Genomic DNA, 23,105 nt, shown 5'->3' with positions numbered 1-23,105 from the left:
CGTAATGGACCGGTTTCTGTCGAACGCGGTGAACAGGATCGATGCGAAGGGACGGGTGTCCGTGCCTGCGCATTTCCGTGCCGTTGTGCAGAAACGCGGCTATTCGGAACTTTATGCGCTACGCTGCCTGGATCGCCCGGCGATGGATGTCGGTGGGCTCGACCTGCTCGATCGCTACGAGCAGCGTATCGCCCAGGAAGACCCGTTCCTGCAGACGGCGGACGACATGTCGTTCTTCTGCCATGGCGATGGAACGTTTCTGAAGCTCGACCAGGACGGCCGTATCACGATGAGCGATTTCATTCGCGAGCATACCGGCATTTCAGCGGAAGTGGCCTTCGTTGGCCGCGGCAATTTCTTTCAGATCTGGGAGCCGGGACGGCTCAGCGCCTATGGGACGGAAGCACGTGCCCGGCTTTTGCAGCTTCGGCAGGGGACGAAGCCCGGGGAGCGGCTGGAATGATGGCGGGCGACGGCGATGAAGTTCATGCCGCTGGCGGACCAGCCCGTCACATTCCGGTCCTCCTTGCCGAAGTTCTGGAGGCGCTGGCGCCGACAAAAGGCGAGGTGATCGTCGACGGCACGTTCGGTGCCGGCGGCTACACCAAGGCCATTCTGGCAAGCGGAGCCTCGGTCGTCGCCATCGACCGCGATCCGGATGCGATCGCGGCGGGGCGGGCCCTTGAACAGCAGTCCGGCGGCAAGCTCAGGCTTGTCCAGGCACCGTTCTCGACGCTCGACGAGCAGGTTGAAAGTGCCGATGGCGTCGTGCTCGACATCGGCATCTCCTCCATGCAGATCGACCAGCCGGAGCGCGGCTTTTCATTCCGGGCCGATGGACCGCTCGACATGCGCATGGCGCAGGCGGGCCTGAGCGCCGCCGCCGTCGTCAACACCTTCAAGGTGGGCGATCTTGCCCGCATCTTCGGTTTTCTCGGCGAGGAACGCCATGCCGGGCGCATCGCCCGCATGATCGAGAGCCGTCGCGAAAAACGCCCCTTCGAGCGCACGCTCGACCTTGCCGATGCCATCGAGACGCATATCGGTCGCGCGCCGAAAGACAAGATACATCCGGCCACCCGCGTTTTCCAGGCGCTGCGCATCTTCGTCAATGACGAACTCGGCGAACTGGCCAAGGCACTGTTTGCCGCAGAGCGCGTGCTGAAACCGGGCGGGCGGCTTGTCGTGGTGACCTTCCATTCCCTCGAGGACCGCATCGTCAAGCGCTTCATCGCCGACAGAGCCGATTCAGCGACCGGATCGCGGCACCTGCCCGAGGCGCGGGCGCGCACCGCCACCTTCACCAAGAAGGGCGGCGGCGTGACACCTGGCGATGCCGAGATAACGGCAAATCCGCGGGCGCGCTCGGCAAGGCTGCGCGCTGCGATCCGTACAGAGGCGCCGGCGCGTGCCGGCGATTTTTCGATTTTCGGCCTGCCAAAACTGCCTGGCCCAAAGCTTCCCGGCGCCGATCGACCGGGAGAGAGGTGAGCACGTGTTTCGTACCAGCGACATAGTCCTGATCGCCGTCATGGTTTCGGCGGCTGCCCTGACCTACAAGACCAAGCGCGAGGCCGAGGAGCAACTGGCGGCAGTGCACAAGATCCAGGCGCAGATCCGTTATGAGGAGGACACGATCGACCTGCTCAAGGCGGACTGGAGCCTGCTTACCCAGCCGTCGCGCCTGCAGAAGCTCACCGAAATCTACAAATCGCAACTCGGACTCGAGCCGGTCAATGCGCGGCAGATCGTCGGGCTGGACGATCTGCCGGCGAAACCCGTCAACATCGAGGACCTTTCATCGCAGCGGCTGGGCGGCATGGCCGATATCGGCGGCAAAGATCCCGTGGTGACCGGAGGCATCGTCCAATGATCACCGGATTTCCAATCGCCGCCAGATTTCCAAAGGTTGGCAGGCTGCTGAAGCGCGGTTCGAAGCCCAGCGCGGGCGGATCGATCGTGGTCGAAGGTGCCCGTAAGGCGACCGGTGGCAAGGGCAGGACCCGCATCATCATGACGATGGCGGTGTTCTTCGGCATCTATTCGACCATTGCCGGGCGGCTGGTCTATCTGGGTTTCCAGAATCCCGACCTGTCGGGCGGGCCGCAGAGCCGGGTGACGGCATCGCGACCCGACATCGTCGACCGTAACGGCGAAGTGCTGGCGACCGACATCAAGACCGCGTCGCTGTTTGCCGAACCGCGCCGCATCGTCGATGCCGACGAGGCGATCGAAAAGCTGTCGACGGTGCTTCCCGAGATCGACTACGAGCAGACATATAACAAGCTGAAGAGCGGCGCCGGGTTCGTCTGGCTGCAGCGGCAACTGACGCCGAAGCAGCAGGCCGACATCATGCAACTCGGCATCCCCGGATTCGGCTTTCGCACCGAAAAGCGCCGGTTCTATCCGGCCGGCGAAACCTCGTCCTACATTGTCGGCCTCACCAACATCGACAATCAGGGCATCTCCGGCATGGAGAAATACATCGACGAACAAGGCTTGAGCGACCTTCAGGCGTCGGGTCTGGCGGTGGCCAAGGATTTGAAGCCGGTGCAGCTCTCGATCGACCTGCGCGTCCAGCATATCGTGCGCGACGAGGTCGCCACCGGCATGGAAAAGTACCACGCGATCGCGGCGGGCGCCGTTGTGCTCAACGTCAAGACCGGCGAGGTGCTGGCGATGGCGTCGGTTCCGGATTTCGATCCGAACAACCCCTATAACGCGCAGGACAAGGACAGGCTCAACCGTATGTCGGCCGGCCTCTATGAAATGGGGTCGACCTTCAAGAGCTTCACCACCGCTATGGCGCTCGATTCCGGCAAGATAACGCTGCAAAGCCGTTTCGACGCGTCGCGCCCGATCAGGATCGGCCATCAAACCATCCATGATTTCCATGGCAAGGGCCGGGTACTGTCGGTGCCGGAAGTGTTCATCTACTCCTCCAATATCGGCTCTGCCAAGGAAGCCGAAGCGGTTGGCATCGACGGACACCGCGAATTCCTGCATCGCCTGGGAATCCTCGAGAAGATGCAGACCGAACTGCCGGAAGTCGCTCGGCCGACCGAGCCCAAGGTCTGGAAGCAGGTCAATTCGATCACCATCGCCTTCGGCCACGGTGTGTCGACGACGCCGCTGCAGACAGCGGTCGGCTGCGCCGCGCTGATGAATGGCGGCTATCTGATGGACCCGACCTTCCTGCCGCGCACGCAGGAGCAGGCGATGGCGGTGGCCAAGAAAGTGGTCAGCGACAAGACGGTCGAGGGCATGCGCTATCTCTATGCACTCAATGCCGAAAAGGGATCCGGCCGCAATGCACGGGTGCCAGGATACCGGGTGGGCGGCAAGACGGGAACGGCGGAGAAGGTCGTCAACGGCCGTTACTCGAAGGAAAAGAATTTCAACGCCTTCGTTGCGGCTTTCCCGATGGACGATCCGCAATACATAGTGCTTACGATCGCCGACGAACCGAAGCCGGAAAAGCCCGGCATGGGTGCTACGGCCGCCTCGAACGCGGGCATCATGGCTGCAAACATCATCCGACGTGCGGCTTCCATGCTTGGCGTGAAGCCAGATTTCAGCCATGAAAATGGTGCAACGCTGGTTTCCTATCAGTGATTCTTGGGGCGCGCCGGCAACTGCGCGCTATTTTGTTGCGATGAACGGGGTTCGATGAAGCTGAAAAATCTAGCCGGTATCCTGCCTGTCGAGGGGACAGCTTCCTTCGACATGGAGGTTACAGGGATTTCGTCGGATTCCCGCCAGGTAACACGGGGCGTCGTCTTTTTCGCGCTCACCGGCTCCAAGGCGGATGGCGCAGCCTACGCCGCCGATGCCGCGAGCCGAGGCGCTGCAGCGATCGTGGTCGGCAAGGGCAGTGCCGTCGCCGGGCTGCCAGTCCCGGTTCTTGTCGTAGACGATCCGCGCCTTGCACTGGCGCTGAGTGCTGCACGTTTTTTCGGCATGCAACCGCAAACCATGGTCGCGGTGACCGGAACCAGCGGCAAGACCTCGGTCGCCGCATTCACCCGGCAGATATGGGAGCAGGCGGGTTTTGCCGCCGCCTCGATCGGCACGACCGGCGTGGTGGCGCCGGGCCGCAACGAATATGGCTCGCTGACCACGCCGGATCCGGTGGCACTGCACAGGCTGCTCAAGGAGCTGGCGGAGGCCGGCGTCACCCACGCCTCGATGGAAGCGTCCAGCCATGGCCTCGACCAGCGCCGGCTCGACGGCGTCAAGCTTGCGGCCGGCGGCTTCACCAATCTCGGCCGCGACCATATGGACTATCATCCGACGGTCGAGGACTATCATCGCGCCAAATTGCGTCTGTTCGACGCGCTGCTGCCGAAGGGCGCGCCGGCGGTCATCTTTGCCGACGACCCGTGGTCGGAGCCGACGATCAAGGCGGCGCGGGCAGAGGGACTGAATGTGCTGACGGTCGGCCGCCACGGCGATTTCCTGCGGCTGAAGCGGGTCGAGCACGAGCGCCACCGCCAGCGCGCCGAGGTCGAAGCGGACGGCGTTCTCCATGAAGTCGACTTGCCGCTGGCCGGCGACTTCCAGATTGCAAATGCGCTGGTGTCGGCCGGCCTCGCCATTTCGACTGGAACATCTGTTGCCAAGGCGTTAATGGCGCTGGAGAAATTGAAGGGCGCGCCGGGACGGCTCGACCTTGTCGGGACGGCCGCCAACGGCGCGCCCGTCTATGTCGACTACGCTCATAAGCCGGATGCGCTGGAAAACGTGCTGGCTTCGGTGCGCCCCTTTACCACCGGCCGCGTCATCGTCGTATTCGGTTGCGGCGGCGACCGCGATCGGGGCAAGCGGCCGATCATGGGCGAGATCGCCACAAGGCTGGCCGACGTCGTCATCGTCACCGACGACAATCCCCGCTCGGAAGTACCCGAGACGATCCGCGCCGCGATCCTGGAGGCCGCACCTGGCGCCATCGAGATCGGCGACCGGCGCAAGGCCATCCACGAGGCGGTCGGGATGCTTCACGCTGGCGACACGCTGATCGTGGCCGGCAAGGGCCATGAGGAAGGCCAGACCATCGGCACCGAGACGCTGCATTTTTCCGATCATGAAGAAGTTCGCTCGGCGCTGCGGGAGCAAGCAGCGTGAGTTATCTGTGGACCTCCGAGGCGCTGGTTGCCGCCATGGATGGCCGGCCGCTCGGTCCGATGCCTGAAGGCATCGCCGGCATTTCCATCGATAGCCGCAGCCTGCAGCCGGGAGACGCTTTCTTCGCCATCAAGGGCGAGGCTATGGACGGCCATGATTTCGTCACCGCCGCCATCAAGGCGGGCGCCGGCGTGCTGGTCGTCGCCGAGGGCAAGCTGCCGTCGCTGGGGCGGCTGACGGCACCGATGATCGTCGTGGAGGACGTGCTTGTCGCTCTGGAAAAGCTCGGCGTTGCCGCGCGCGCACGCTCAAAGGCCAGGGTGATTGCCGTGACCGGGTCGGCGGGCAAGACCACCACCAAGGAAGCGCTACGCCACGCTCTCTCCGCGGTCGGTACGGTGCATGCATCGGCCCAGTCGTTCAACAATCACTGGGGCGTGCCGCTGACGCTGGCGCGCATGCCGCAGGATTGCGACTATGCCGTCTTCGAGATCGGCATGAACCATCCCGACGAGATCCGGCCTCTGGTCAAGATGGTCCGGCCGCATGTCGCCATCGTCACGCTGATCGCGGCGGCTCACCTCGGCTTCTTCCGCAACCTGGACGAGATCGCCAAGGCCAAGGCAGAGGTTTTCGAGGGACTGGAGCCCGGTGGCGCCGCCCTTCTCAACCGCGACGATGCGCGCTGGAAGCTGCTGGAGAAGATGGCCAAAGAGGCCGGCGTCGAGCATGTCTACGGGTTCGGCGAGAATGCCCGGGCGACCTTCAAACTGATCAAATGCGAGCTCAATGCCGATCACTCGGTCATCACCGCCAAGATTGGCGGGCACGAGATTGTCGCCAGGATCGGCGCGCCGGGCCGCCATATGGTGCAGAACGTGCTCGCGGTGCTTGGTGCCGCGCATCTGGTCGGCGCCGACGTCACCAGAGTTGCGCAGGCGCTGGCCGATCTTTCGCCCGAACGCGGACGCGGCAAGCGCTATGTGTTGCGTCACCCCAACGGGCCGATCACGCTGATCGACGAGAGCTACAACGCCAATCCGGCGTCGATGAGCGCTGCAATGGCACTGCTCAATACGACGCCGGTGTCGGGCGAGGGCAGGCGCATTGCCGTGCTTGGTGATATGCTCGAGCTCGGCAGCCATTCGGCGAAATTGCATGCCGCGCTTGCCGGTCTGATCGTCGGCACCGACACGCGCACGGTCTTTCTCGGCGGTCCGGAAATGCGGGCGCTGGCCGACGTTTTGCCGGGCGAGATCAAGACGGAATACCGCGCCGGTGCGGAAGATCTGAAACCGGTTCTTCTATCGGAATTGAAGCCCGGCGACGTGGTCATGATCAAATCGTCGAAGGGCATAGGCTTTTCAAAGCTGGTCGAGGCGTTGCTCGGCAAGTTTCCGGCGGAAGCCACAACCAGCAGACAGACCTAGGATCGGTCCGGGGGACGCAAGCGCATGCTAACACTGCTCGTCGAATTTGCGGACAAGATCTCGGTCTTCAACGTCTTCCGCTACATAACATTCCGCACCGGCGGAGCGCTGATCACAGCGGCGCTGATCGTGTTCATCTTCGGACCGACCATCATCAATTCGCTGCGGCTGCGGCAAGGCAAGGGCCAGCCGATCCGTGCCGACGGGCCGCAGACGCATTTCAAGAAGGCGGGAACGCCGACAATGGGCGGACTGATGATCCTGTCCGGCATCGTCGGTTCGTCCCTGCTGTGGGCGAACCTGTCGAGCATCTACGTCTGGGTGGTCCTGCTGGTGACGCTGGGATTCGGCTCGATCGGCTTTTACGACGATTATCTCAAAGTAACCAAGCAATCGCATCTCGGCTTTTCCGGCAAGGCGCGGCTGGGGCTCGAATTCGTCATCGCGGGCATCGCCGCCTGGGTGATCATGCATAACGGCCAGGCGCCGTTCTCGTCATCGTTGACATTCCCTTTCGCCAAGGAGTTTCTCGTCAATCTCGGCTGGTTCTTCATCCCGTTCTCGTGCTTCGTCATCGTCGGCGCCGGCAATGCGGTGAACCTGACCGACGGTCTCGACGGGCTGGCGATCGTGCCGATCATGATCGCCGCCGCATCCTTCGGCGTCATCGCCTATCTCTCCGGCAACGCGGTGTTCGCCGAATATCTGCAGATCCATTTCGTGCCCGGCACCGGTGAACTTGCGGTGGTCCTTGGAGCGGTGATCGGCGCCGGGCTTGGCTTCCTCTGGTTCAATGCGCCGCCGGCGGCGATCTTCATGGGCGACACCGGCTCGCTGGCGCTGGGTGGGCTGATCGGCACGGTCGCGGTGGCGACCAAGCACGAGATCGTGCTGGTCATCGTCGGCGGCCTGTTCGTCGTCGAGATATTCTCGGTCATCATCCAGGTCGGCTACTTCAAGATGACCGGCAAGCGCGTCTTCCTGATGGCGCCGATCCACCATCATTTCGAAAAGCTCGGCTGGACCGAAAGCCAGGTGGTGATCCGCTTCTGGATCATCGCCGTCATCCTGGCGCTGGTCGGCCTGTCGACCCTGAAGCTCAGATAGGAGGCCGCTTGATCCCCGCCGCATCCTTTTCAGGCAAGCGCGTTTCGCTCTTCGGGCTCGGTGGCTCGGGGATTGCCACGGCGCGCGCGCTGATCGAGGGCGGCGCGGATGTGCTGGCCTGGGACGACAATCCCGACAGCGTCGCCAAGGCCGGCGCGGTCGGCATCACGACAGCGGACCTGCGCGGTGCGGACTGGGCGAGGTTTTCCGCCTTCGTGCTGTCGCCCGGCGTGCCGCTGACGCATCCCAAGCCGCACTGGACCGTCGAGCTGGCGCGGGGCTCAGGCGTGGAGATCATCGGCGACATCGAGCTTTTCTGCCGCGAGCGGATGCTGCTGGCACCGGCAGCACCTTTCATTGCCATTACCGGCACCAACGGCAAGTCGACGACCACGGCACTGACGGCGCACATCCTAAAATCGGCTGGGCGCGACACGCAGATGGGCGGCAATATCGGCCGCGCGGTGATGACGCTCGATCCGCCGCAGCCTGAACGGCACTATGTGGTTGAGTGCTCTTCCTACCAGATCGATCTTGCCCCTTCGATCAATCCGACGGCCGGTGTGCTGCTCAACCTGACGCCGGACCATCTCGACCGCCATGGCACGATGCAACACTACGCCTCGATCAAGGAGCGGCTGGTGGCCGGCAGCGAGACGGCAATCATCGGTGTCGACGATTCCTGGTGCGCCCAGATCGCCGATCGGCTGGAGCGGGCCGGCCGGCAGGTCATCCGCATCTCCAAGCGCCTGCCGCTGACCGACGGTTATTTCGCTGACGGCACCAACTTAATGGAAGCCGTGCACGGCCGCTACAGCCGTGTCGCCTTCCTCGAAGGCATCGGCTCGTTGCGCGGCCAGCACAATGCGCAGAACGCGCTGGCCGCCGCCGCGGCCTGCCTCAAGGTCGGGCTCGAGCTCGGCGAGATCCAATCCGGACTGGAGAGTTTCCCTGGGCTGGCGCACCGCATGGAGCAGGTCGGCCGCAAAGGGCATGTGCTGTTCGTCAACGATTCCAAGGCGACCAACGCCGATGCCGCTGCACCGGCGCTGTCGAGCTTTGCGCGTATCTACTGGATTGCCGGCGGCCTGCCGAAAGAGGGCGGCATCGAGCCGTTACGCGGCTTCTTCCCGCGCATCGCCAAGGCCTATCTGATCGGCGAAGCCGCACCGGCCTTTTCGGCGACGCTGGGCGAAGCGGTGCCCTACGAGATATCAGGCACGTTGGCGGCGGCAGTCGAACACGCCGCCCGTGATGCGGCCAGGGATAGTAGCGGCGAGGCTGTGGTGCTGCTGTCGCCGGCATGCGCCAGTTTCGACCAGTTCAAGAATTTCGAAGTCCGCGGCGAGGCGTTCAGGCAAGCCGCAACCGCCATTGATGGCGTGAAGCCCATCGGAGGGACACGATAATGCAAAGCCGTCTCGACAAAAGCCCTGTGGCGACCTGGTGGTGGACGATCGATCGCTGGTTCCTGGCGGCGTTCCTGTCGCTGATGGGGCTCGGCATCGTTTTGTCCTTCGCCGCAAGCCCGGCGGTGGCCGAGCGCATCGGGCTAGACAGTTTCCACTTCGCGACACGCCAGATTATCTTCACCATTCCGGCGCTTGGGGTAATGCTGGCCGTCTCGTTCCTTGAATCCAGGCAGATCCGGCGCATGGCGCTGGTCATGTTGTGCATCATGCTGTTTCTGATGGTGGCGGTGCTCTATATCGGCGTCGAGGTGAAGGGCGCGCGGCGCTGGGTGTCGCTAGCCGGCCTGTCGATCCAGCCGTCCGAGTTCCTGAAACCGGCCTTCGTCATCATCTGCGCCTGGTTGTTCGCCGAGCACAAGCGCCAGCCCGACATTCCGGGCAATTTGTTCGCCATGTTGCTGCTTGCACTGGTCATCTCGCTGCTGGTGGCGCAGCCTGACCTTGGGCAGACCATGCTGGTGCTCGGCACCTGGGGGGTGATGTTCTTCATGGCCGGATTGCCGTGGCTGTGGATCGTCGCGCTGGGTGCTGCAGGCGTCGGCGGCGTGTTCGCCGCCTATGCAGTGTTCCCGCACGTTGCCGGCCGTATCGACCGCTTCATGACCGGCGAGGGCGACACGTTCCAGGTCGACATGGGCCGCGAGGCGCTGATCAATGGCGGCTGGTTCGGCGTCGGGCCGGGCGAGGGTACCGTCAAGCGGGTCATCCCCGACAGCCACGCCGACTTCGTCTTCTCTGTCGCCGGCGAGGAATTCGGGCTGATCATGTGTTTCTTCATCATGTCCATCTTCGGCTTCATCGTGCTGCGCGGTCTCAACACGGCGCTCAGGGAGCAGGACGATTTCACCCGCTACGCGGTTGGCGGCCTGGTCACGGTCTTCGGCCTGCAGTCGGTCATCAACATGGCCGTCAATCTGCAGCTGATGCCGGCCAAGGGAATGACGCTGCCGTTCATCTCCTACGGCGGCTCTTCGCAGATCGCGATCGCCATCTCGATGGGCATGGTGCTGGCGCTGACGCGCAAGCGCCCGGAAAAGCGCAAGCAGCTGGGCTTCATGCCGTCGCCGCGTGCGATGCCGGCGGAGTGAGATGGCGAAGGGGGTCATCCTTCTGGCGGCAGGCGGAACCGGCGGACATCTGTTCCCGGCCGAGGCGCTGGCACATGAGCTCAAGACGCGCGGCTGGGCGGTACATCTGGCCACCGACGACCGCGCCGAGCGCTATGCCGGCAGGTTCCCCGGCGACGGCGTCCACGCTATCGCCTCCGCTACCTTCGGGTCGAGAAATCCGCTGACTGTCGCGCGGACCTTCTGGACCCTGTGGCGTGGATTCCGCCAGTCGTCCGCCCTGATCGCCCGGCTGAGGCCGAATGCGGTGGTGGGCTTCGGCGGCTATCCGACGCTGCCGCCGCTGTTCGCGGCGACGCGACGCGGTGCGCCAACGCTGATCCATGAGCAGAACGCGGTAATGGGCCGCGCCAACAAGGCGCTCGCGCCGCGGGTGACGGCGATTGCGGGGGGCTTCCTCAAGGCCTCCGGTCCCTTCTCGGCCAAGATCGTGGAGACTGGCAATCCGGTCCGGCAGGCGGTGCTCGACGTGGCCGGCAGGCCCTATGCCGTGCCCGAGCCCGGCGGACCGCTGCGGCTGCTCGTCTTCGGCGGCAGCCAGGGCGCGCGCTATTTTTCCGACACTGTGCCTGAGGCGGTGGCGGCGATGCCCAGCGCAATGCGCTCGCGGCTGAGCATCGTGCAGCAGGCACGCGGCGAGGACGAGGCGCGGGTGAGAGAGCACTACCGCGCTCTCGGCATCGAGGCCGAGGTCGCGTCGTTCTTCTCCGATCTGCCGGCGCGCATGGCCGCCGCGCATCTCGTCGTCTCACGCTCGGGCGCGTCGACGGTGCTCGAGCTTTCGGTGATCGGCCGGCCGGCCATCCTCGTGCCTCTTCCGCATGCCCTCGACGACGATCAAGGCCACAATGCACAGATCCTCGTCAATGCGGGGGGCGCGGTGATGCGGCGCCAGCCCGGCCTCGACGCGGCGGCGCTCGCAGGCGAGATCGTGGAGTTGCTGGGCGACGGCGACAGGCTCGCCGCCATGGCCTCGGCGGCCCGCTCGGTGCGAAGACCCGACGCGGCGCGGTTGCTCGCCGATCTGACAGAGGCTATTGCGTCCAGGAAATCCGTTTCGGAATTCAGGAAGGAGACGCACGCATGAAGATGCCACAGACGATCGGCCTCGTGCATTTCATCGGCATTGGCGGCATCGGCATGAGCGGCATCGCCGAGGTGCTGCACAATCTCGGCTACAAGGTGCAGGGATCCGATCAGGCTGACAGCGCCAATGTGCAGCGGCTGCGCGACAAGGGCATCGAATGCTTCGTCGGCCATCAGGCCGAAAACCTCGGCGAGGCCGAAGTGGTCGTCGTCTCCACCGCAATCAAGAAATCCAACCCGGAGCTGAAGGCGGCGAGAGAGAAGTTGCTGCCGATCGTGCGGCGCGCCGAAATGCTGGCCGAGCTGATGCGCTTCCGGCAGGCGGTCGCGATCGGCGGCACGCATGGCAAGACGACGACGACTTCGATGGTGGCGACGCTACTCGAAGCCGGCGGGCTCGACCCGACGGTAATCAATGGCGGCATCATCAATGCCTATGGCACCAATGCCCGCATGGGAGACGGCGAATGGATGGTGGTCGAGGCCGACGAGAGCGACGGCACCTTCCTCAAGCTGCCGGCCGAGATTGCCGTCGTCACCAATATCGACCCCGAGCACCTCGACCATTACGGCTCCTTCGACAAAGTGCGCGAAGCGTTTCGTCAGTTCGTCGAGAATGTGCCGTTCTACGGCTTTGGTGTGATGTGCACCGACCATCCCGAGGTGCAGGCGCTGGTCGCCCGCATCGAGGACCGGCGCGTCATCACCTATGGCGAAAATGCGCAGGCCGACGTGCGCTTCACCAATCACCGCATGGACGGCCCGACCTCGGAATTCGACGTGGTGATCCGCGACCGCAAGACGCACGGCCAGATAACGATATCAGGCCTGCGGCTGCCCATGCCCGGGCGCCACAATGTCTCCAACGCGACGGCGGCGATTGCCGTCGCGCATGAGCTCGGCCTTTCGGCTGAGGCAATCAAGAAGGGCCTGTCGTCTTTCGCGGGCGTCAAGCGGCGCTTCACCCATACCGGTTCGTGGAACGGTGTCGATGTGTTCGACGATTACGGTCATCATCCGGTCGAGATCACGGCGGTACTGAAAGCTGCGCGCAGCGCTACCAAGGGTCGCATCATCGCCGTTACACAACCGCATCGCTTCACCCGGCTGCGCGATCTGTTCGACGAGTTTTCCGTCTGCTTCAACGACGCCGATACGGTAATGGTGGCGCCCGTCTATGCGGCCGGCGAGGAACCGATCGACGGCGTCACGTCCGACGCACTGGTGTCGCGCATCCGCTCCGGCGGCCATCGCGACGCACGCTACATCGAAGGTCCGGCGGCGATTGCGCCGATCGTGCGCGAGGTGGCGAAGCCGGGCGATTTCGTCGTCTTCCTCGGCGCCGGCAACATCACCCAATGGGCCTATGCGCTGCCCAAGGAACTCGGCGGGACCATCTCATGATGCGCGGCCAGGCGTTGATCGAGAAGCTTGGCGACCGGCTTGCCGGACTGCGCGGCCGCATCACGCCCAATGCCGAGATGGACAAGATCACCTGGTTTCGAGCCGGCGGGCTCGCGGACGCATTGTTCCAGCCGGCCGACGAGGACGATCTTGCCACGTTCCTGAAGGCGGTGCCGGAGGAAATTCCGCTGACCATCGTCGGCGTCGGCTCGAACCTGCTTGTCCGTGACGGCGGCATTGCGGGCTTTGTCATCCGGCTTTCGGCCAAAGGCTTTGGCGAGACCGAAGTAATTGCGCCGACCACGATCAAGGCGGGCGCCGCGACACCCGACAAGCGCCTTGCGGCCGTTGCCTACGAGGCAGGCATCGGTGGCTTTCATTTCTACCACGGCATTCCCGGCGCCATTGGCGGAGCGCTGAGGATGAACGCCGGCGCCAATGGCGTCGAGACGCGCGAGCGCGTGGTCGAGGTGCGGGCACTCGACCGCAAGGGCAATGTTCATACGCTGAGCAATGCCGATATGGGCTATGCCTATCGCCATTCAGCGGCGCCGTCCGGGCTGATCTTCACGTCGGCGCTGCTCGAAGGCATTCCTGAGGACAAGGCGGCGATCAAGGCCGCGATGGATGCTGTCCAGAACCATCGCGAGACCGTGCAGCCGATCCGCGAAAAGACCGGTGGCTCTACCTTCAAGAATCCTGAGGGCACCTCGGCCTGGAAGGAGATCGACAAGGCCGGCTGCCGCGGCCTGATGGTTGGTGGGGCGCAGATGTCGCCGATGCATTGCAACTTCATGATCAACACCGGAACCGCCACGGGCTACGAGCTTGAATATCTCGGTGAGACGGTGCGTGCGCGCGTGCTCGAAAGATCAGGTATCCGGCTGCAGTGGGAGATCAAGCGCATCGGTAATTTTCGGCCGGGCCATGCCGTCCAGGAATTTCTCGGGCAGTTGCTTTAGGCAAGCTGACCGCCGTTGCCTTTCGGAGTCATGAATTCACATTTTGCTGCCGTTTTTGCGGAAAGTGAATCCATCGGAATCGTAAGCACTTGCCAGCGAATCAACTCTCTGATTCTCTGCCCTGAAGCGTTTCCTGATTTGAGTCGTTTCGACGCGTTACTCGCGTTTCCGTCTGGGGGGGCAACCTGCCGGGAGACTCGGACTCAATGTTGCGGAAACACGGGAGCGAAGTTGCTCGGGCGCATTTGAGTGCGCGCGATGCTTTTCGGGCCATGCATGATGGTGCAGGCCTGCTGTGAGAGGAAATGACGGGGAATGACAAGCAAGCACGTGGCCGTCCTTCTGGGGGGATTCTCGTCCGAGCGGCCCGTATCCCTGTCGTCGGGCAAAGCCTGCGCCGATACGCTGGAGGGGGAGGGCTACCAGGTCACCCGCGTCGACGTCTCGCGTGACATCGGCTCGGTGCTCGCCGAGCTCAAGCCTGACGTCGTCTTCAATGCGCTGCACGGCCCCTTCGGCGAGGACGGCACCATCCAGGGCATCCTCGAGTACCTCGCCATTCCGTACACCCATTCCGGCGTGCTTGCCTCGGCGCTTGCGATGAACAAGGAACAGGCCAAGAAGGTCGCCAAGGCGGCCGGCGTTCCGGTGGCGGAATCGAAGGTGGCCAATCGCTTCGCCATCCAGAACAAGCACCCGATGAAGCCGCCCTATGTAGTCAAGCCGGTCAACGAAGGATCGAGCTTCGGCGTCGTCATCGTGCATGAAGGCCAGTCGCATCCGCCGCAGATCATCGGCTCGTCCGAGTGGAGATATGGCGACGCGGTGATGGTCGAGCGTTATGTGCACGGGCGGGAATTGACGTGCGCGGTGATGGGCGATGTGGCGCTCGGTGTCTGCGAGATCATCCCGACCGGCCATTCCTTTTACGACTATGATTCAAAATACGTCGCGGGAGGATCAAAACACGAATGCCCGGCAAAACTTTCACCGAATATTTACCAAAAAATACAGACACTGGCACTCAAGGCTCATCAAGCTATCGGCTGTCGGGGCGTTTCCCGGTCGGACTTCCGTTATGACGATCGTCACTCCGAAAACGGCGAAATTGTCTGGCTCGAGGTCAACACCCAGCCGGGCATGACGCCGACGTCTTTGGTGCCGGAAATCGCCGCGCAAGCGGGACACTCGTTCGGCGATTTGTTGAGTTGGATGGTGGAGGACGCTTCGTGTCTGCGTTGAAGTGGGGACAGGGCAACGGGAAGGGCGCGGCCGGGCCGGCGCTGTTCGGCATGCCGTTGTCGTTCGACCATTTCGTGCTGCCGCGCCTGCTCCGCCGGCCGGTGCGCGTGCTGGCGCGCCTCGGCGAAGGCGACTTCGAAGCGCCGCCCTATTGCGCTGCCATGCTGTCGGCGGCACTGCTTGTTTCGAGCAGTGCCTATGGCGCCTATCTCGGCGGATATTCCGACGCCATCGTCCAGAGTGTCACCGCCCGCACCGGCTTTGCCGTCGACCAGGTCAAGGTCGTCGGCAACCGCGAAACGTCCGAGATCGATATTCTCGACAGGCTGGAACTCGACGGCTGGACCTCGCTGATCGGCTTCGATGCCGAAGCCGCGCGCGAACGCATCACCACGCTACCCTGGGTCGAAGCCGCGGCAGTGCGCAAGGTCTACCCGCATACGCTGGAAGTGCGCGTCGAGGAGCGCGAGCCGTTCGCGCTGTGGCAGCAAGGCAGCGCGCTTTCGGTCATCGAGAAATCCGGCACCGTCATTGCGCCATTCTCCGGCGGCAAACAGATATTGCTGCCGCTGATCATCGGCACCGGCGCACCGGCCAAAGCGCCGGATTTCCTAGCCAAGATCAAGAATTATCCGGAGCTCGCCGCGCGGATCAAGGGCTATATCCGCATCGGCGAACGGCGCTGGGACCTCAAGCTTGAAAACGGCATCACGATCAAGCTTCCCGAAGACGGTGAGGATCAGGCGATTGCCGACCTGGTCAGGATGGATCACGAGAACGGGCTTTTGACGCGCGACATCGCCGCCGTCGACATGCGCCTTTCCGATCGTCTGGTCGTCCAGTTGACGCCGGAAGCGGCGACACAGCGCCAAGCCGCGCTCGACGAAAAGCCCAAGATGCTGAAGCGCAAGCCGGAGACGAAGATATGAGCTGGCTTGGCGGCAATAGCGATGCCTCGTCGCGCCGGTCCGGCATCCTGACGGTGCTGGATGTCGGCTCCAGCAAGGTCTGCTGCGTGGTGGCCAAACTCAAGCCGCGCGACGATGGCAAGCTGCTGCGCGGACGCTCGCATCGCGTCCAGGTGATCGGCATCGGCCACCAGAAATCGCAAGGCGTGAAATCGGGCGTCGTCATCGATCTCGACCGTGCCGAGCACGCCATCCGTCTTGCCGTCGACGCCGCCGAACGCATGGCGGGACTGACGGTCGATTCGCTGATCGTCAACATGACTGCCGGCCGGCTGAAGAGCGAGGCTTTTTCGGCCACCATCAATCTCGGCGGCCATGAGGCCGACGAGGCCGACATCAAGCGCGTGCTTGCCGCCGGCGCCAAGCAGGCGTTGCGGGCCGAGCGCGAGGTGATCCATTCGCTTCCCGTAGCCTTTTCGCTGGATGCCGAGCGCGGTGTGCGCGATCCGCGCGGCATGGTTGGCGACCAGCTTGGCGTCGACATGCACGTGCTGACAGGCGACGCAGCGCCCTTGCGCAATCTGGAGCTCTGCATCAACCGCTCGCATCTGTCGGTCGAACGCATGGTGGCGACGCCCTATGCCAGTGGGCTTGCTGCGCTGGTCGACGACGAGCTCGAAATGGGCGCGGCCTGCATCGACATGGGCGGCGGCACGACGACGATCTCGGTGTTTTCGGAAGGCAAGTTCGTCCATGGCGATGCCATCGCGATCGGCGGCAACCACGTCACGCTGGATATGGCCAAGGGCCTGTCGACCTCGCTCGATGCCGCCGAAAGGCTGAAAGTGATGCATGGCTCGGCGCTGCCTGGCAGTGCCGACGACCGCGACCTGGTTTCCATCCATCCGATCGGCGAGGACGGCGAGGTGCCGTTGCAGATCCCGCGCTCGGTGATGACGCGCATCATCCGCGCCCGCATCGACGAGACGCTGGAATTGTTGCGCGACCGGCTGAACAAATCCGGCTACGGCAACGCCGTCGGCAAGCGTGTGGTGCTGACCGGCGGTGCCAGCCAGCTTGCCGGCCTGCCAGAAGCAGCACGCCGCATTCTCGGCCGCAATGTGCGCATCGGACGCCCGCTTGGCGTGGCAGGCTTGCCCGAGGCGGCCAAGGGGCCGGCTTTCTCGACCCCGGTCGGACTTCTGATCTATCCACAGATGGCGAGCTTCGAGAGCCGGCCGGCGAAGGGAATTTCCGGTCTTCGGATGACCGGAACAGGCGGAAAACTGCATCGAATGAGTCAGTGGTTGAGAGACAGTTTTTAATTTTGACGGGGACAGCCCCATAGGCGGCCGCGGCGGCGAAGCGGCGGGAAAGGCAAAGGACGAAGACAATGACCATCAATCTGCAGAAGCCGGACATCACCGAGCTCAAGCCGCGCATCACCGTGTTCGGTGTCGGCGGCGGCGGCGGCAATGCCGTCAACAACATGATCACCGCCGGCTTGCGCGGCGTCGAGTTCGTGGTGGCCAACACCGACGCGCAGGCACTGACGATGTCGAAGGCCGAGCGGCTGATCCAGCTCGGCGCGCATGTCACCGAGGGTCTCGGCGCCGGATCGCAGCCTGAAGTCGGGCGCGCGGCGGCGGAGGAATGCATCGATGAGATCATCGATCATCTCTCCAACACGCATATGTGCTTCGTCACTGCCGGCATGGGCGGCGGCACCGGCACCGGGGCGGCTCCCGTCGTTGCCCGCGCTGCCCGCGAAAAGGGTATCCTTACCGTCGGCGTCGTCACCAAGCCGTTCCACTTCGAAGGCCAGCGCCGCATGAAGACGGCCGACATGGGTATCGAGGAACTGCAGAAATGCGTCGATACCCTGATCGTCATTCCCAACCAGAACCTGTTCCGGCTGGCCAATGACAAGACCACCTTCGCCGATGCCTTCGCCATGGCCGACCAGGTGCTCTATTCGGGCGTTGCCTGCATCACCGACCTGATGGTCAAGGAAGGCCTGATCAATCTCGACTTCGCCGACGTCCGCTCGGTCATGCGCGAAATGGGCAAGGCGATGATGGGGACTGGCGAGGCTTCGGGCGAGGGCCGTGCAATGGCCGCGGCGGAAGCCGCCATCGCCAACCCGCTGCTCGACGAGACCTCGATGAAGGGCGCCAAGGGCCTGCTGATCTCGATCACCGGCGGCCGCGACCTGACCCTGTTCGAAGTCGATGAGGCGGCAACCCGCATTCGCGAAGAGGTCGACCAGGATGCCAACATCATTCTGGGCGCCACTTTCGACGAGGAACTCGAAGGCGTTATCCGCGTGTCAGTGGTCGCCACCGGCATCGACAAATCGGCGGCCGAAATCGCTGCCGCGCCGATCGCCATCCGCACGGCTCCGCCGAAGGCGGCCAGCCGCCCGGCGGCCCAGGTCACGGAAATGCGCCCGGCGCCTGTCCAGCAACCGATCTATGAACCACGTGCTGCCGACCCGGTCGCCGAGGCCATTCAGCTCGCCGAGGCGAATGCGGCAGCGGTGGCGCAGGCCCGCCCGGCACCGGTCGCGCATGCGGAAGACTTCCGTCCGCAGAGCAAGATCTTCCAGGCGCCTCCGGCTCAGCCGCAGCCGATGATGCAGCCAGCGGTTCAGCAAGCGATGCAGCCTGCTCCGCATCGTGAAATGCCGCAGCCGGTTGCCGCAGCACCCCAGCGCATGCCGCGGGTCGAGGATTTCCCGCCGCAGGTGAAGGCCGAAGTGGAAGCCAAGGCGCGCCCGGCCGACCACGAAAACAGCGGCCCGATGGGCTTGCTCAAGCGCCTGACCAACGGCTTGACCCGCCGCGAAGAGGAGCCTGCAAGGCTGCAGCCGGCGCAGCCGCGCGAACCGAAACTGCGCCAGGCGCCGGCGGAAGTGCGCCGCCTTGCCAGCCAGGATCCGCAGCTTTACGCGCCGCGCCGCGGCCAGCTGGACGAGCAGGGCCGACTGACGCCGCAGAGCCGGGCTGTCCAGGAAGACGATCAGTTGGAGATTCCCGCCTTTCTGCGCCGACAGGCCAATTGATCTGTTAACGGTTCGTAACAGTTGTTAACAGGCGAGCAGGAGACTGTTCGCCTGTTAACGTTAAAAACGATTTCAGAACAAGGACTTATGAGGCGTTCCCTCCCGGGACCGCAGTTACAAAGAGTAAGAAACCGTGATTTGGAGTCTCCCTGCGGGATCATTATCTTCGCCACCGACCAAAGTCGGTTTGCTGGGAGTCTCGGGGAAGTGGCCCTGCCTGCCGATCAATCAAGAGCCGCGCCCTCAGGGCAGATGAAGCGGACCTAGGCAGTACGGGCTATGGGGATTGTTTTGCACGACTATCAGACGACACTTAAATCGCGCGCGACGCTGACTGGCATCGGCGTTCACAGTGGCAATCCGGTCACCGTCCATTTCCTGCCGGCGGATGCCGATACGGGTGTCGTCTTCCAGCTTTCGAATGCAAGCGGAAGCCACGAATTTCGCGCGCTCGTCTCCGAGGTCGGCGCCACCGATCTCTGCACCATGCTTGGCGATCCGCAAGGCGAGCACATTGCCACGGTCGAGCATCTGATGGCGACGCTTTTCGGGCTTGGAATCGACAATCTCGTCATCGAAATCGACGGCCATGAGGTGCCTATCCTCGACGGCAGCGCAGTGATGTTCGTCGAGGCCATTGACCAGGCAGGCATCGAAACGCTGCCGGTCAAGCGTCGCTACATCAGGGTGGTCAAGCCGGTTCGCATCGAGAACGGAGCCTGCTGGGCGGAGTTCAGGCCCTATGACGGCACGCGCTTCGAGATCGAGATCGATTTCGAAAGTCCGGCGATCGGGCGCCAGCTTTTTGCATCCGACATGAACGCCGACATTTTCCGCCGCGACGTCGCGCGGGCCCGCACGTTCGGTTTCATGAAGGACGTCGAGCGGCTGTGGGCGGCCGGCTATGCGCTCGGCTCCTCGTTGGAAAACTCCCTGGTGATCGGCGACGACAACCGCGTGATCAACATGGGAGGCCTGCGCTATCCCAACGAGTTCGCGCGCCACAAGACGATGGATGCGATGGGCGACCTGGCGCTCGCCGGTGCCCGGTTCATCGGCTGCTTCCGCTCCTATCGTGGTGGCCACAGGCTGAACGCGGCTGCGCTGCGCCGTCTCTTGTCGGACCGTTCGGCTTTCGAGATCGTCGAGACGACGCGCCGCGAGCGCGGGCGTACCGCGGAGATGAGCGCCGTCAACGCACCCCTCTATGCGCCCTGGATGATCTGATTCTTAAGGTCTTACGGCCCACATTGCGGTCAAGCTGTGTTGCATGGATGCATCACCGGCCGGCCAAATTACACAGCTTTCCAGGTGGCGCCAAACCGCCACAAAAATGTGCGATTGGCCGGGGATAGCGTTGCCGGGCAAGGCAATTATGGTTTATGGCTGCTGCCGTCGACTGAAATGACGCCGAAAGGGCGGAATCCAAACATGTTTTTCAAGCGAGTTGGTCAATCGAAGGCGCTGCGGCGGGCTGTTTTCCTGGCGCTTTCGGTGGTCGTTCCATCGCTGTTTCTGTCGGCCTGCATGTCGTCCGAGAAGGACGTCGATCTGTCGACCTATGTCGATCAGACCGAGCCGGCCGACGTGCTCTACAATCAGGGTCTCGCCAATCTGAATGCCGGGCGACTGCAGGAGGCAAGCCGCAAGTTTGACGCCGTCGACCGCCAGCATCCATATTCCGAATTCGCCCGCAAATCGATGGTGATGGGTGCCTTTGCCGACTACCGTCAGGGCAATTACGATGAGGCGATCGGTTCGGCCAAGCGCTACCTGACCCTGTACCCGTCGACCGACGATGCAGCCTATGCCCAATATATTATCGGGCTGAGCTACTACCGCCAGATCAAGGACGTCACCCAGGACCAGAAGGAAGCGCGTCTTACCGTGCAGACGATGCAGGACCTCGTGACGCGCTGGCCCACGTCCGAATATGCCGACGACGCCAAGGAGAAGATCCGCTTCGCCAACGATCAGCTCGCCGGCAAAGAGATGCAGATCGGCCGCTATTATCTCGAGCGCCGCGAATACATCGCAGCCGTCAAACGGTTCCGCAACGTGGTGGAGAACTATTCGAACACACGCCATGTCGAGGAGGCGCTGGCGCGTCTGACCGAGAGCTACTATGCGATGGGGCTAACGTCGGAAGCGCAGACCGCTGCGGCCGTGCTCGGCACCAACTATCCCGACAGCCAGTGGTACAAGGACTCCTACAAGCTCCTGCAGAGTGGTGGGCTCGAGCCGCGCGAGAATGCCGGATCGTGGATCTCCAAGGCCGGGAAGCTGATCACCGGCGCCTGAGCGGCGCGTCACCATGCTCTCCAGGCTGTCGATCCGCGATATCGTTCTGATCGAGAAGCTGGACATCGACTTCTCGTCCGGCCTTTCGGTGCTGACCGGCGAAACCGGCGCCGGAAAGTCCATCCTGCTCGACGCCTTGTCGCTGGCGCTTGGCGCCCGCGGCGACGCCTCGCTGGTGCGGCATGGCGCGGCACAAGGCCAAGTCATCGCCGTGTTCGACGTGCCGCGCAATCACGCGGCTCGCATGCTGCTTGCCGAGAATGCCATCGAGTACGACGGCGACATTATCCTGCGCCGCGTCCAGACGGCTGACGGCCGCACGCGCGTGTTCGTCAACGACCAGCCGTCCAGCGTGACGCTGATGCGCGACATCGGCCGTGCGCTGGTCGAGATCCACGGCCAGCATGACGAGCGCGCTTTGGTCGATCCCGGCGCCCATCGCGAGTTGCTCGACAGTTTCGGCGGTCATCTGGGTGCCGCGCGGGCAACCGGCGAGGCGTGGCGGCATTGGCGTACCTGTGAGCAGGAATTTTCACGGCACGGGGCCAAAGTCGAGGCAGCTGCCCGCGAGGCCGATTATCTGCGTGCGGCGGTCGCCGAATTGACCAGGCTCGATCCGCAACCGGGCGAAGAGACCGAGCTCGCCGAACTGCGCGCCTCGATGATGCGTGCCGAAAAGATCGCCTCGGAAATCCACGATGCGCAGGATGTGCTCTCGGGCCCGTCCTCGCCCTTGCCGCAGTTGGCCAGCCTGCTCAGGCGGCTGCAGCGCAAGGTGACGGAAGCGCCCGGCTTGCTCGAGGATGTCGTCAAGTCGCTCGACGAGGCGATGCTGTCGCTCGACGCGGCGCAGTCGGGCGTCGAAGCCGCACTGCGCGCCACCGAATATGATCCGCAGCGGCTGGAGAAAGCCGAGGAGCGGCTGTTTTCGCTGCGTGCCGCGTCGCGCAAGCACAGCGTCGCCGTCGACGACCTGGCACAATTGCGTGACACCATGGCGGCCGACCTTGCCGATCTCGACGCCGGCGAAGAGCGCCTGCATGCGCTGGAGACACAGGCTGCAGCGGCGCGCCAGGCCTATGACATTACGGCGGCCCAGCTGTCGTCGCTTCGCCATGCGGCGGCCGTCGGGCTGACCAAGGCGGTAATGGCCGAACTGCCGGCGCTGAAGCTCGAACGGGCCGAGTTCATCGTCGAGATCGCAAGCGATGCCGAGAGCCGCATGGAAGAAGGCATCGACCAGGTCGAGTTCTGGGTGCGCACCAACCCCGGCACCAGGCCCGGCCCGATGATGAAAGTCGCTTCCGGCGGCGAGCTTTCGCGCTTCCTGCTGGCGTTGAAGGTAGCACTCGCTGACCGGGGCTCGGCGCCGACCTTGGTCTTCGACGAAATCGACACCGGCGTCGGCGGTGCGGTTGCCGACGCCATCGGCCAGCGGCTGGCGCGGCTGGCAAAACGCGTGCAGGTGCTTTCGGTCACGCATGCACCACAAGTGGCGGCGCGCGCGGCGACGCATTTCCTGATCTCCAAATCGGGCGGGGCCGACCGGGTCTCGACCGGCATCGCCGAGATGGACCGGGCGGCGCGGCAGGAAGAGATCGCACGCATGCTCGCCGGCGCCACCATCACCGACGAGGCGCGCGCGGCGGCCGAGCGGCTGCTGCGGGAGAACACCGCTGCAGCCTAGAGCGGTTCATCGTTTCACGGAAACGCCGAACCGCTCTACTTCTTTGTTTTGCGCAATTCCGGACGGAAAACCGTTTCACACTTTTCCCGGAATTGCTCTAGACGAGTTCGTTTCCGGCGCTCGTGACCTGAGTCAGGGTCTGGCGCCATCCTGCTGTTCAGGAATGATTTTCCGTGCCTGGTCTCTCCCTC

19 protein-coding genes are annotated in these 23,105 nt (G+C 63.8%); all 19 read left to right on the top strand.

Translation table 11 applies throughout. The features are described from left to right. Positions 1-4 precede the first annotated feature (4 nt). The 19 genes from mraZ (at position 5) to recN (ending at position 22,914) form a co-directional block, all read left to right on the top strand. Positions 5-463, top strand: coding sequence for a division/cell wall cluster transcriptional repressor MraZ (gene mraZ / locus NKJ73_RS18230; RefSeq protein ID WP_352570487.1), 459 nt, complete (start codon positions 5-7; stop codon positions 461-463). Continuing rightward, positions 460-1,491 carry a 16S rRNA (cytosine(1402)-N(4))-methyltransferase RsmH gene (gene rsmH, locus NKJ73_RS18225; RefSeq protein ID WP_352570486.1) on the top strand — a complete coding sequence of 344 codons (1,032 nt, stop codon included), beginning with the start codon at positions 460-462 and terminating at the stop codon, positions 1,489-1,491. The genes mraZ and rsmH overlap by 4 nt, the downstream gene beginning before the upstream one ends. 4 nt (positions 1,492-1,495) lie before the next feature. Continuing rightward, positions 1,496-1,873 carry a cell division protein FtsL gene (gene ftsL / locus NKJ73_RS18220; protein WP_023676771.1) on the top strand — a complete coding sequence of 126 codons (378 nt, stop codon included), beginning with the start codon at positions 1,496-1,498 and terminating at the stop codon, positions 1,871-1,873. Further along, on the top strand, positions 1,870-3,615 hold the full coding sequence (locus NKJ73_RS18215) for a peptidoglycan D,D-transpeptidase FtsI family protein (RefSeq protein ID WP_352570485.1): 1,746 nt from the start codon (positions 1,870-1,872) through the stop codon (positions 3,613-3,615). The genes ftsL and NKJ73_RS18215 overlap by 4 nt, the downstream gene beginning before the upstream one ends. A gap of 54 nt (positions 3,616-3,669) precedes the next feature. Then, the gene (locus NKJ73_RS18210) at positions 3,670-5,124 is read left to right on the top strand and encodes a UDP-N-acetylmuramoyl-L-alanyl-D-glutamate--2,6-diaminopimelate ligase (RefSeq protein WP_352570483.1); all 1,455 of its coding nucleotides are present in this window, start codon (positions 3,670-3,672) and stop codon (positions 5,122-5,124) included. Then, positions 5,121-6,554: a UDP-N-acetylmuramoylalanyl-D-glutamyl-2,6-diaminopimelate--D-alanyl-D-alanine ligase gene (locus NKJ73_RS18205; RefSeq protein ID WP_352570482.1), complete on the top strand. Its 1,434-nt coding sequence runs from the start codon at positions 5,121-5,123 to the stop codon at positions 6,552-6,554. Before NKJ73_RS18210 ends, NKJ73_RS18205 begins: the two co-directional genes overlap by 4 nt. Positions 6,555-6,578: 24 nt before the next feature. Next, a complete protein-coding gene (gene mraY / locus NKJ73_RS18200; protein WP_023676767.1) occupies positions 6,579-7,661 on the top strand; it encodes a phospho-N-acetylmuramoyl-pentapeptide-transferase in 1,083 nt (360 codons plus the stop codon). An 8-nt stretch (positions 7,662-7,669) separates the two neighbouring features. After that, positions 7,670-9,070, top strand: a complete 1,401-nt coding sequence (murD, locus tag NKJ73_RS18195) for a UDP-N-acetylmuramoyl-L-alanine--D-glutamate ligase (RefSeq protein WP_352570481.1) — start codon at positions 7,670-7,672, stop codon at positions 9,068-9,070. Continuing rightward, positions 9,070-10,221, top strand: a complete 1,152-nt coding sequence (gene ftsW / locus NKJ73_RS18190) for a putative lipid II flippase FtsW (RefSeq protein ID WP_352456168.1) — start codon at positions 9,070-9,072, stop codon at positions 10,219-10,221. Before murD ends, ftsW begins: the two co-directional genes overlap by 1 nt. 1 nt (position 10,222) lies before the next feature. Beyond that, a complete protein-coding gene (gene murG / locus NKJ73_RS18185; RefSeq protein WP_352456167.1) occupies positions 10,223-11,347 on the top strand; it encodes an undecaprenyldiphospho-muramoylpentapeptide beta-N-acetylglucosaminyltransferase in 1,125 nt (374 codons plus the stop codon). After that, positions 11,344-12,750 carry a UDP-N-acetylmuramate--L-alanine ligase gene (murC, locus tag NKJ73_RS18180; protein ID WP_352456166.1) on the top strand — a complete coding sequence of 469 codons (1,407 nt, stop codon included), beginning with the start codon at positions 11,344-11,346 and terminating at the stop codon, positions 12,748-12,750. The genes murG and murC overlap by 4 nt, the downstream gene beginning before the upstream one ends. Continuing rightward, positions 12,747-13,712 (top strand): UDP-N-acetylmuramate dehydrogenase, encoded by a 966-nt coding sequence (gene murB, locus NKJ73_RS18175; protein ID WP_031211769.1) that lies wholly within the window; start codon positions 12,747-12,749, stop codon positions 13,710-13,712. Before murC ends, murB begins: the two co-directional genes overlap by 4 nt. 315 nt (positions 13,713-14,027) lie before the next feature. After that, positions 14,028-14,954, top strand: a complete 927-nt coding sequence (locus NKJ73_RS18170; RefSeq protein WP_023676761.1) for a D-alanine--D-alanine ligase — start codon at positions 14,028-14,030, stop codon at positions 14,952-14,954. Continuing rightward, positions 14,942-15,883, top strand: a complete 942-nt coding sequence (locus NKJ73_RS18165; RefSeq protein ID WP_023676760.1) for a cell division protein FtsQ/DivIB — start codon at positions 14,942-14,944, stop codon at positions 15,881-15,883. The genes NKJ73_RS18170 and NKJ73_RS18165 overlap by 13 nt, the downstream gene beginning before the upstream one ends. Next, on the top strand, positions 15,880-17,187 hold the full coding sequence (ftsA, locus tag NKJ73_RS18160; protein WP_023676759.1) for a cell division protein FtsA: 1,308 nt from the start codon (positions 15,880-15,882) through the stop codon (positions 17,185-17,187). Before NKJ73_RS18165 ends, ftsA begins: the two co-directional genes overlap by 4 nt. Before the next feature lie 68 nt (positions 17,188-17,255). After that, complete coding sequence (gene ftsZ, locus NKJ73_RS18155) at positions 17,256-18,926, top strand: cell division protein FtsZ (RefSeq protein ID WP_352570480.1); 1,671 nt, start codon at positions 17,256-17,258, stop codon at positions 18,924-18,926. A 279-nt stretch (positions 18,927-19,205) separates the two neighbouring features. After that, on the top strand, positions 19,206-20,153 hold the full coding sequence (lpxC, locus tag NKJ73_RS18150; RefSeq protein WP_254818982.1) for a UDP-3-O-acyl-N-acetylglucosamine deacetylase: 948 nt from the start codon (positions 19,206-19,208) through the stop codon (positions 20,151-20,153). 204 nt (positions 20,154-20,357) lie between these two features. After that, the gene (locus NKJ73_RS18145; protein WP_023676756.1) at positions 20,358-21,227 is read left to right on the top strand and encodes an outer membrane protein assembly factor BamD; all 870 of its coding nucleotides are present in this window, start codon (positions 20,358-20,360) and stop codon (positions 21,225-21,227) included. Between the two features lie 13 nt (positions 21,228-21,240). Beyond that, complete coding sequence (gene recN, locus NKJ73_RS18140; protein WP_352570479.1) at positions 21,241-22,914, top strand: DNA repair protein RecN; 1,674 nt, start codon at positions 21,241-21,243, stop codon at positions 22,912-22,914. Positions 22,915-23,105: the final 191 nt, after the last annotated feature.

Origin of the sequence: Mesorhizobium sp. M0074, assembly GCF_040322975.1 — a bacterium.
Taxonomy (GTDB): Bacteria; Pseudomonadota; Alphaproteobacteria; order Rhizobiales; family Rhizobiaceae; genus Mesorhizobium.
Note: the sequence above shows the minus strand (reverse complement) of the source record. Positions and strands in the feature narration are given on the sequence as shown.

Bases quoted from the DNA above. Each gene is read 5' to 3' on its own strand.
- mraZ (WP_352570487.1), top strand. From the start codon at position 5: ATGGACCGGTTTCTGTCGAACGCGGTGAACAGGATCGATGCGAAGGGA.
- rsmH (WP_352570486.1), top strand. From the start codon at position 460: ATGATGGCGGGCGACGGCGATGAAGTTCATGCCGCTGGCGGACCAGCC.
- NKJ73_RS18215 (WP_352570485.1), top strand. From the start codon at position 1,870: ATGATCACCGGATTTCCAATCGCCGCCAGATTTCCAAAGGTTGGCAGG.
- NKJ73_RS18210 (WP_352570483.1), top strand. From the start codon at position 3,670: ATGAAGCTGAAAAATCTAGCCGGTATCCTGCCTGTCGAGGGGACAGCT.
- mraY (WP_023676767.1), top strand. From the start codon at position 6,579: ATGCTAACACTGCTCGTCGAATTTGCGGACAAGATCTCGGTCTTCAAC.
- ftsW (WP_352456168.1), top strand. From the start codon at position 9,070: ATGCAAAGCCGTCTCGACAAAAGCCCTGTGGCGACCTGGTGGTGGACG.
- murG (WP_352456167.1), top strand. From the start codon at position 10,223: ATGGCGAAGGGGGTCATCCTTCTGGCGGCAGGCGGAACCGGCGGACAT.
- murC (WP_352456166.1), top strand. From the start codon at position 11,344: ATGAAGATGCCACAGACGATCGGCCTCGTGCATTTCATCGGCATTGGC.
- murB (WP_031211769.1), top strand. From the start codon at position 12,747: ATGATGCGCGGCCAGGCGTTGATCGAGAAGCTTGGCGACCGGCTTGCC.
- NKJ73_RS18170 (WP_023676761.1), top strand. From the start codon at position 14,028: ATGACAAGCAAGCACGTGGCCGTCCTTCTGGGGGGATTCTCGTCCGAG.
- ftsA (WP_023676759.1), top strand. From the start codon at position 15,880: ATGAGCTGGCTTGGCGGCAATAGCGATGCCTCGTCGCGCCGGTCCGGC.
- ftsZ (WP_352570480.1), top strand. From the start codon at position 17,256: ATGACCATCAATCTGCAGAAGCCGGACATCACCGAGCTCAAGCCGCGC.
- lpxC (WP_254818982.1), top strand. From the start codon at position 19,206: ATGGGGATTGTTTTGCACGACTATCAGACGACACTTAAATCGCGCGCG.
- NKJ73_RS18145 (WP_023676756.1), top strand. From the start codon at position 20,358: ATGTTTTTCAAGCGAGTTGGTCAATCGAAGGCGCTGCGGCGGGCTGTT.
- recN (WP_352570479.1), top strand. From the start codon at position 21,241: ATGCTCTCCAGGCTGTCGATCCGCGATATCGTTCTGATCGAGAAGCTG.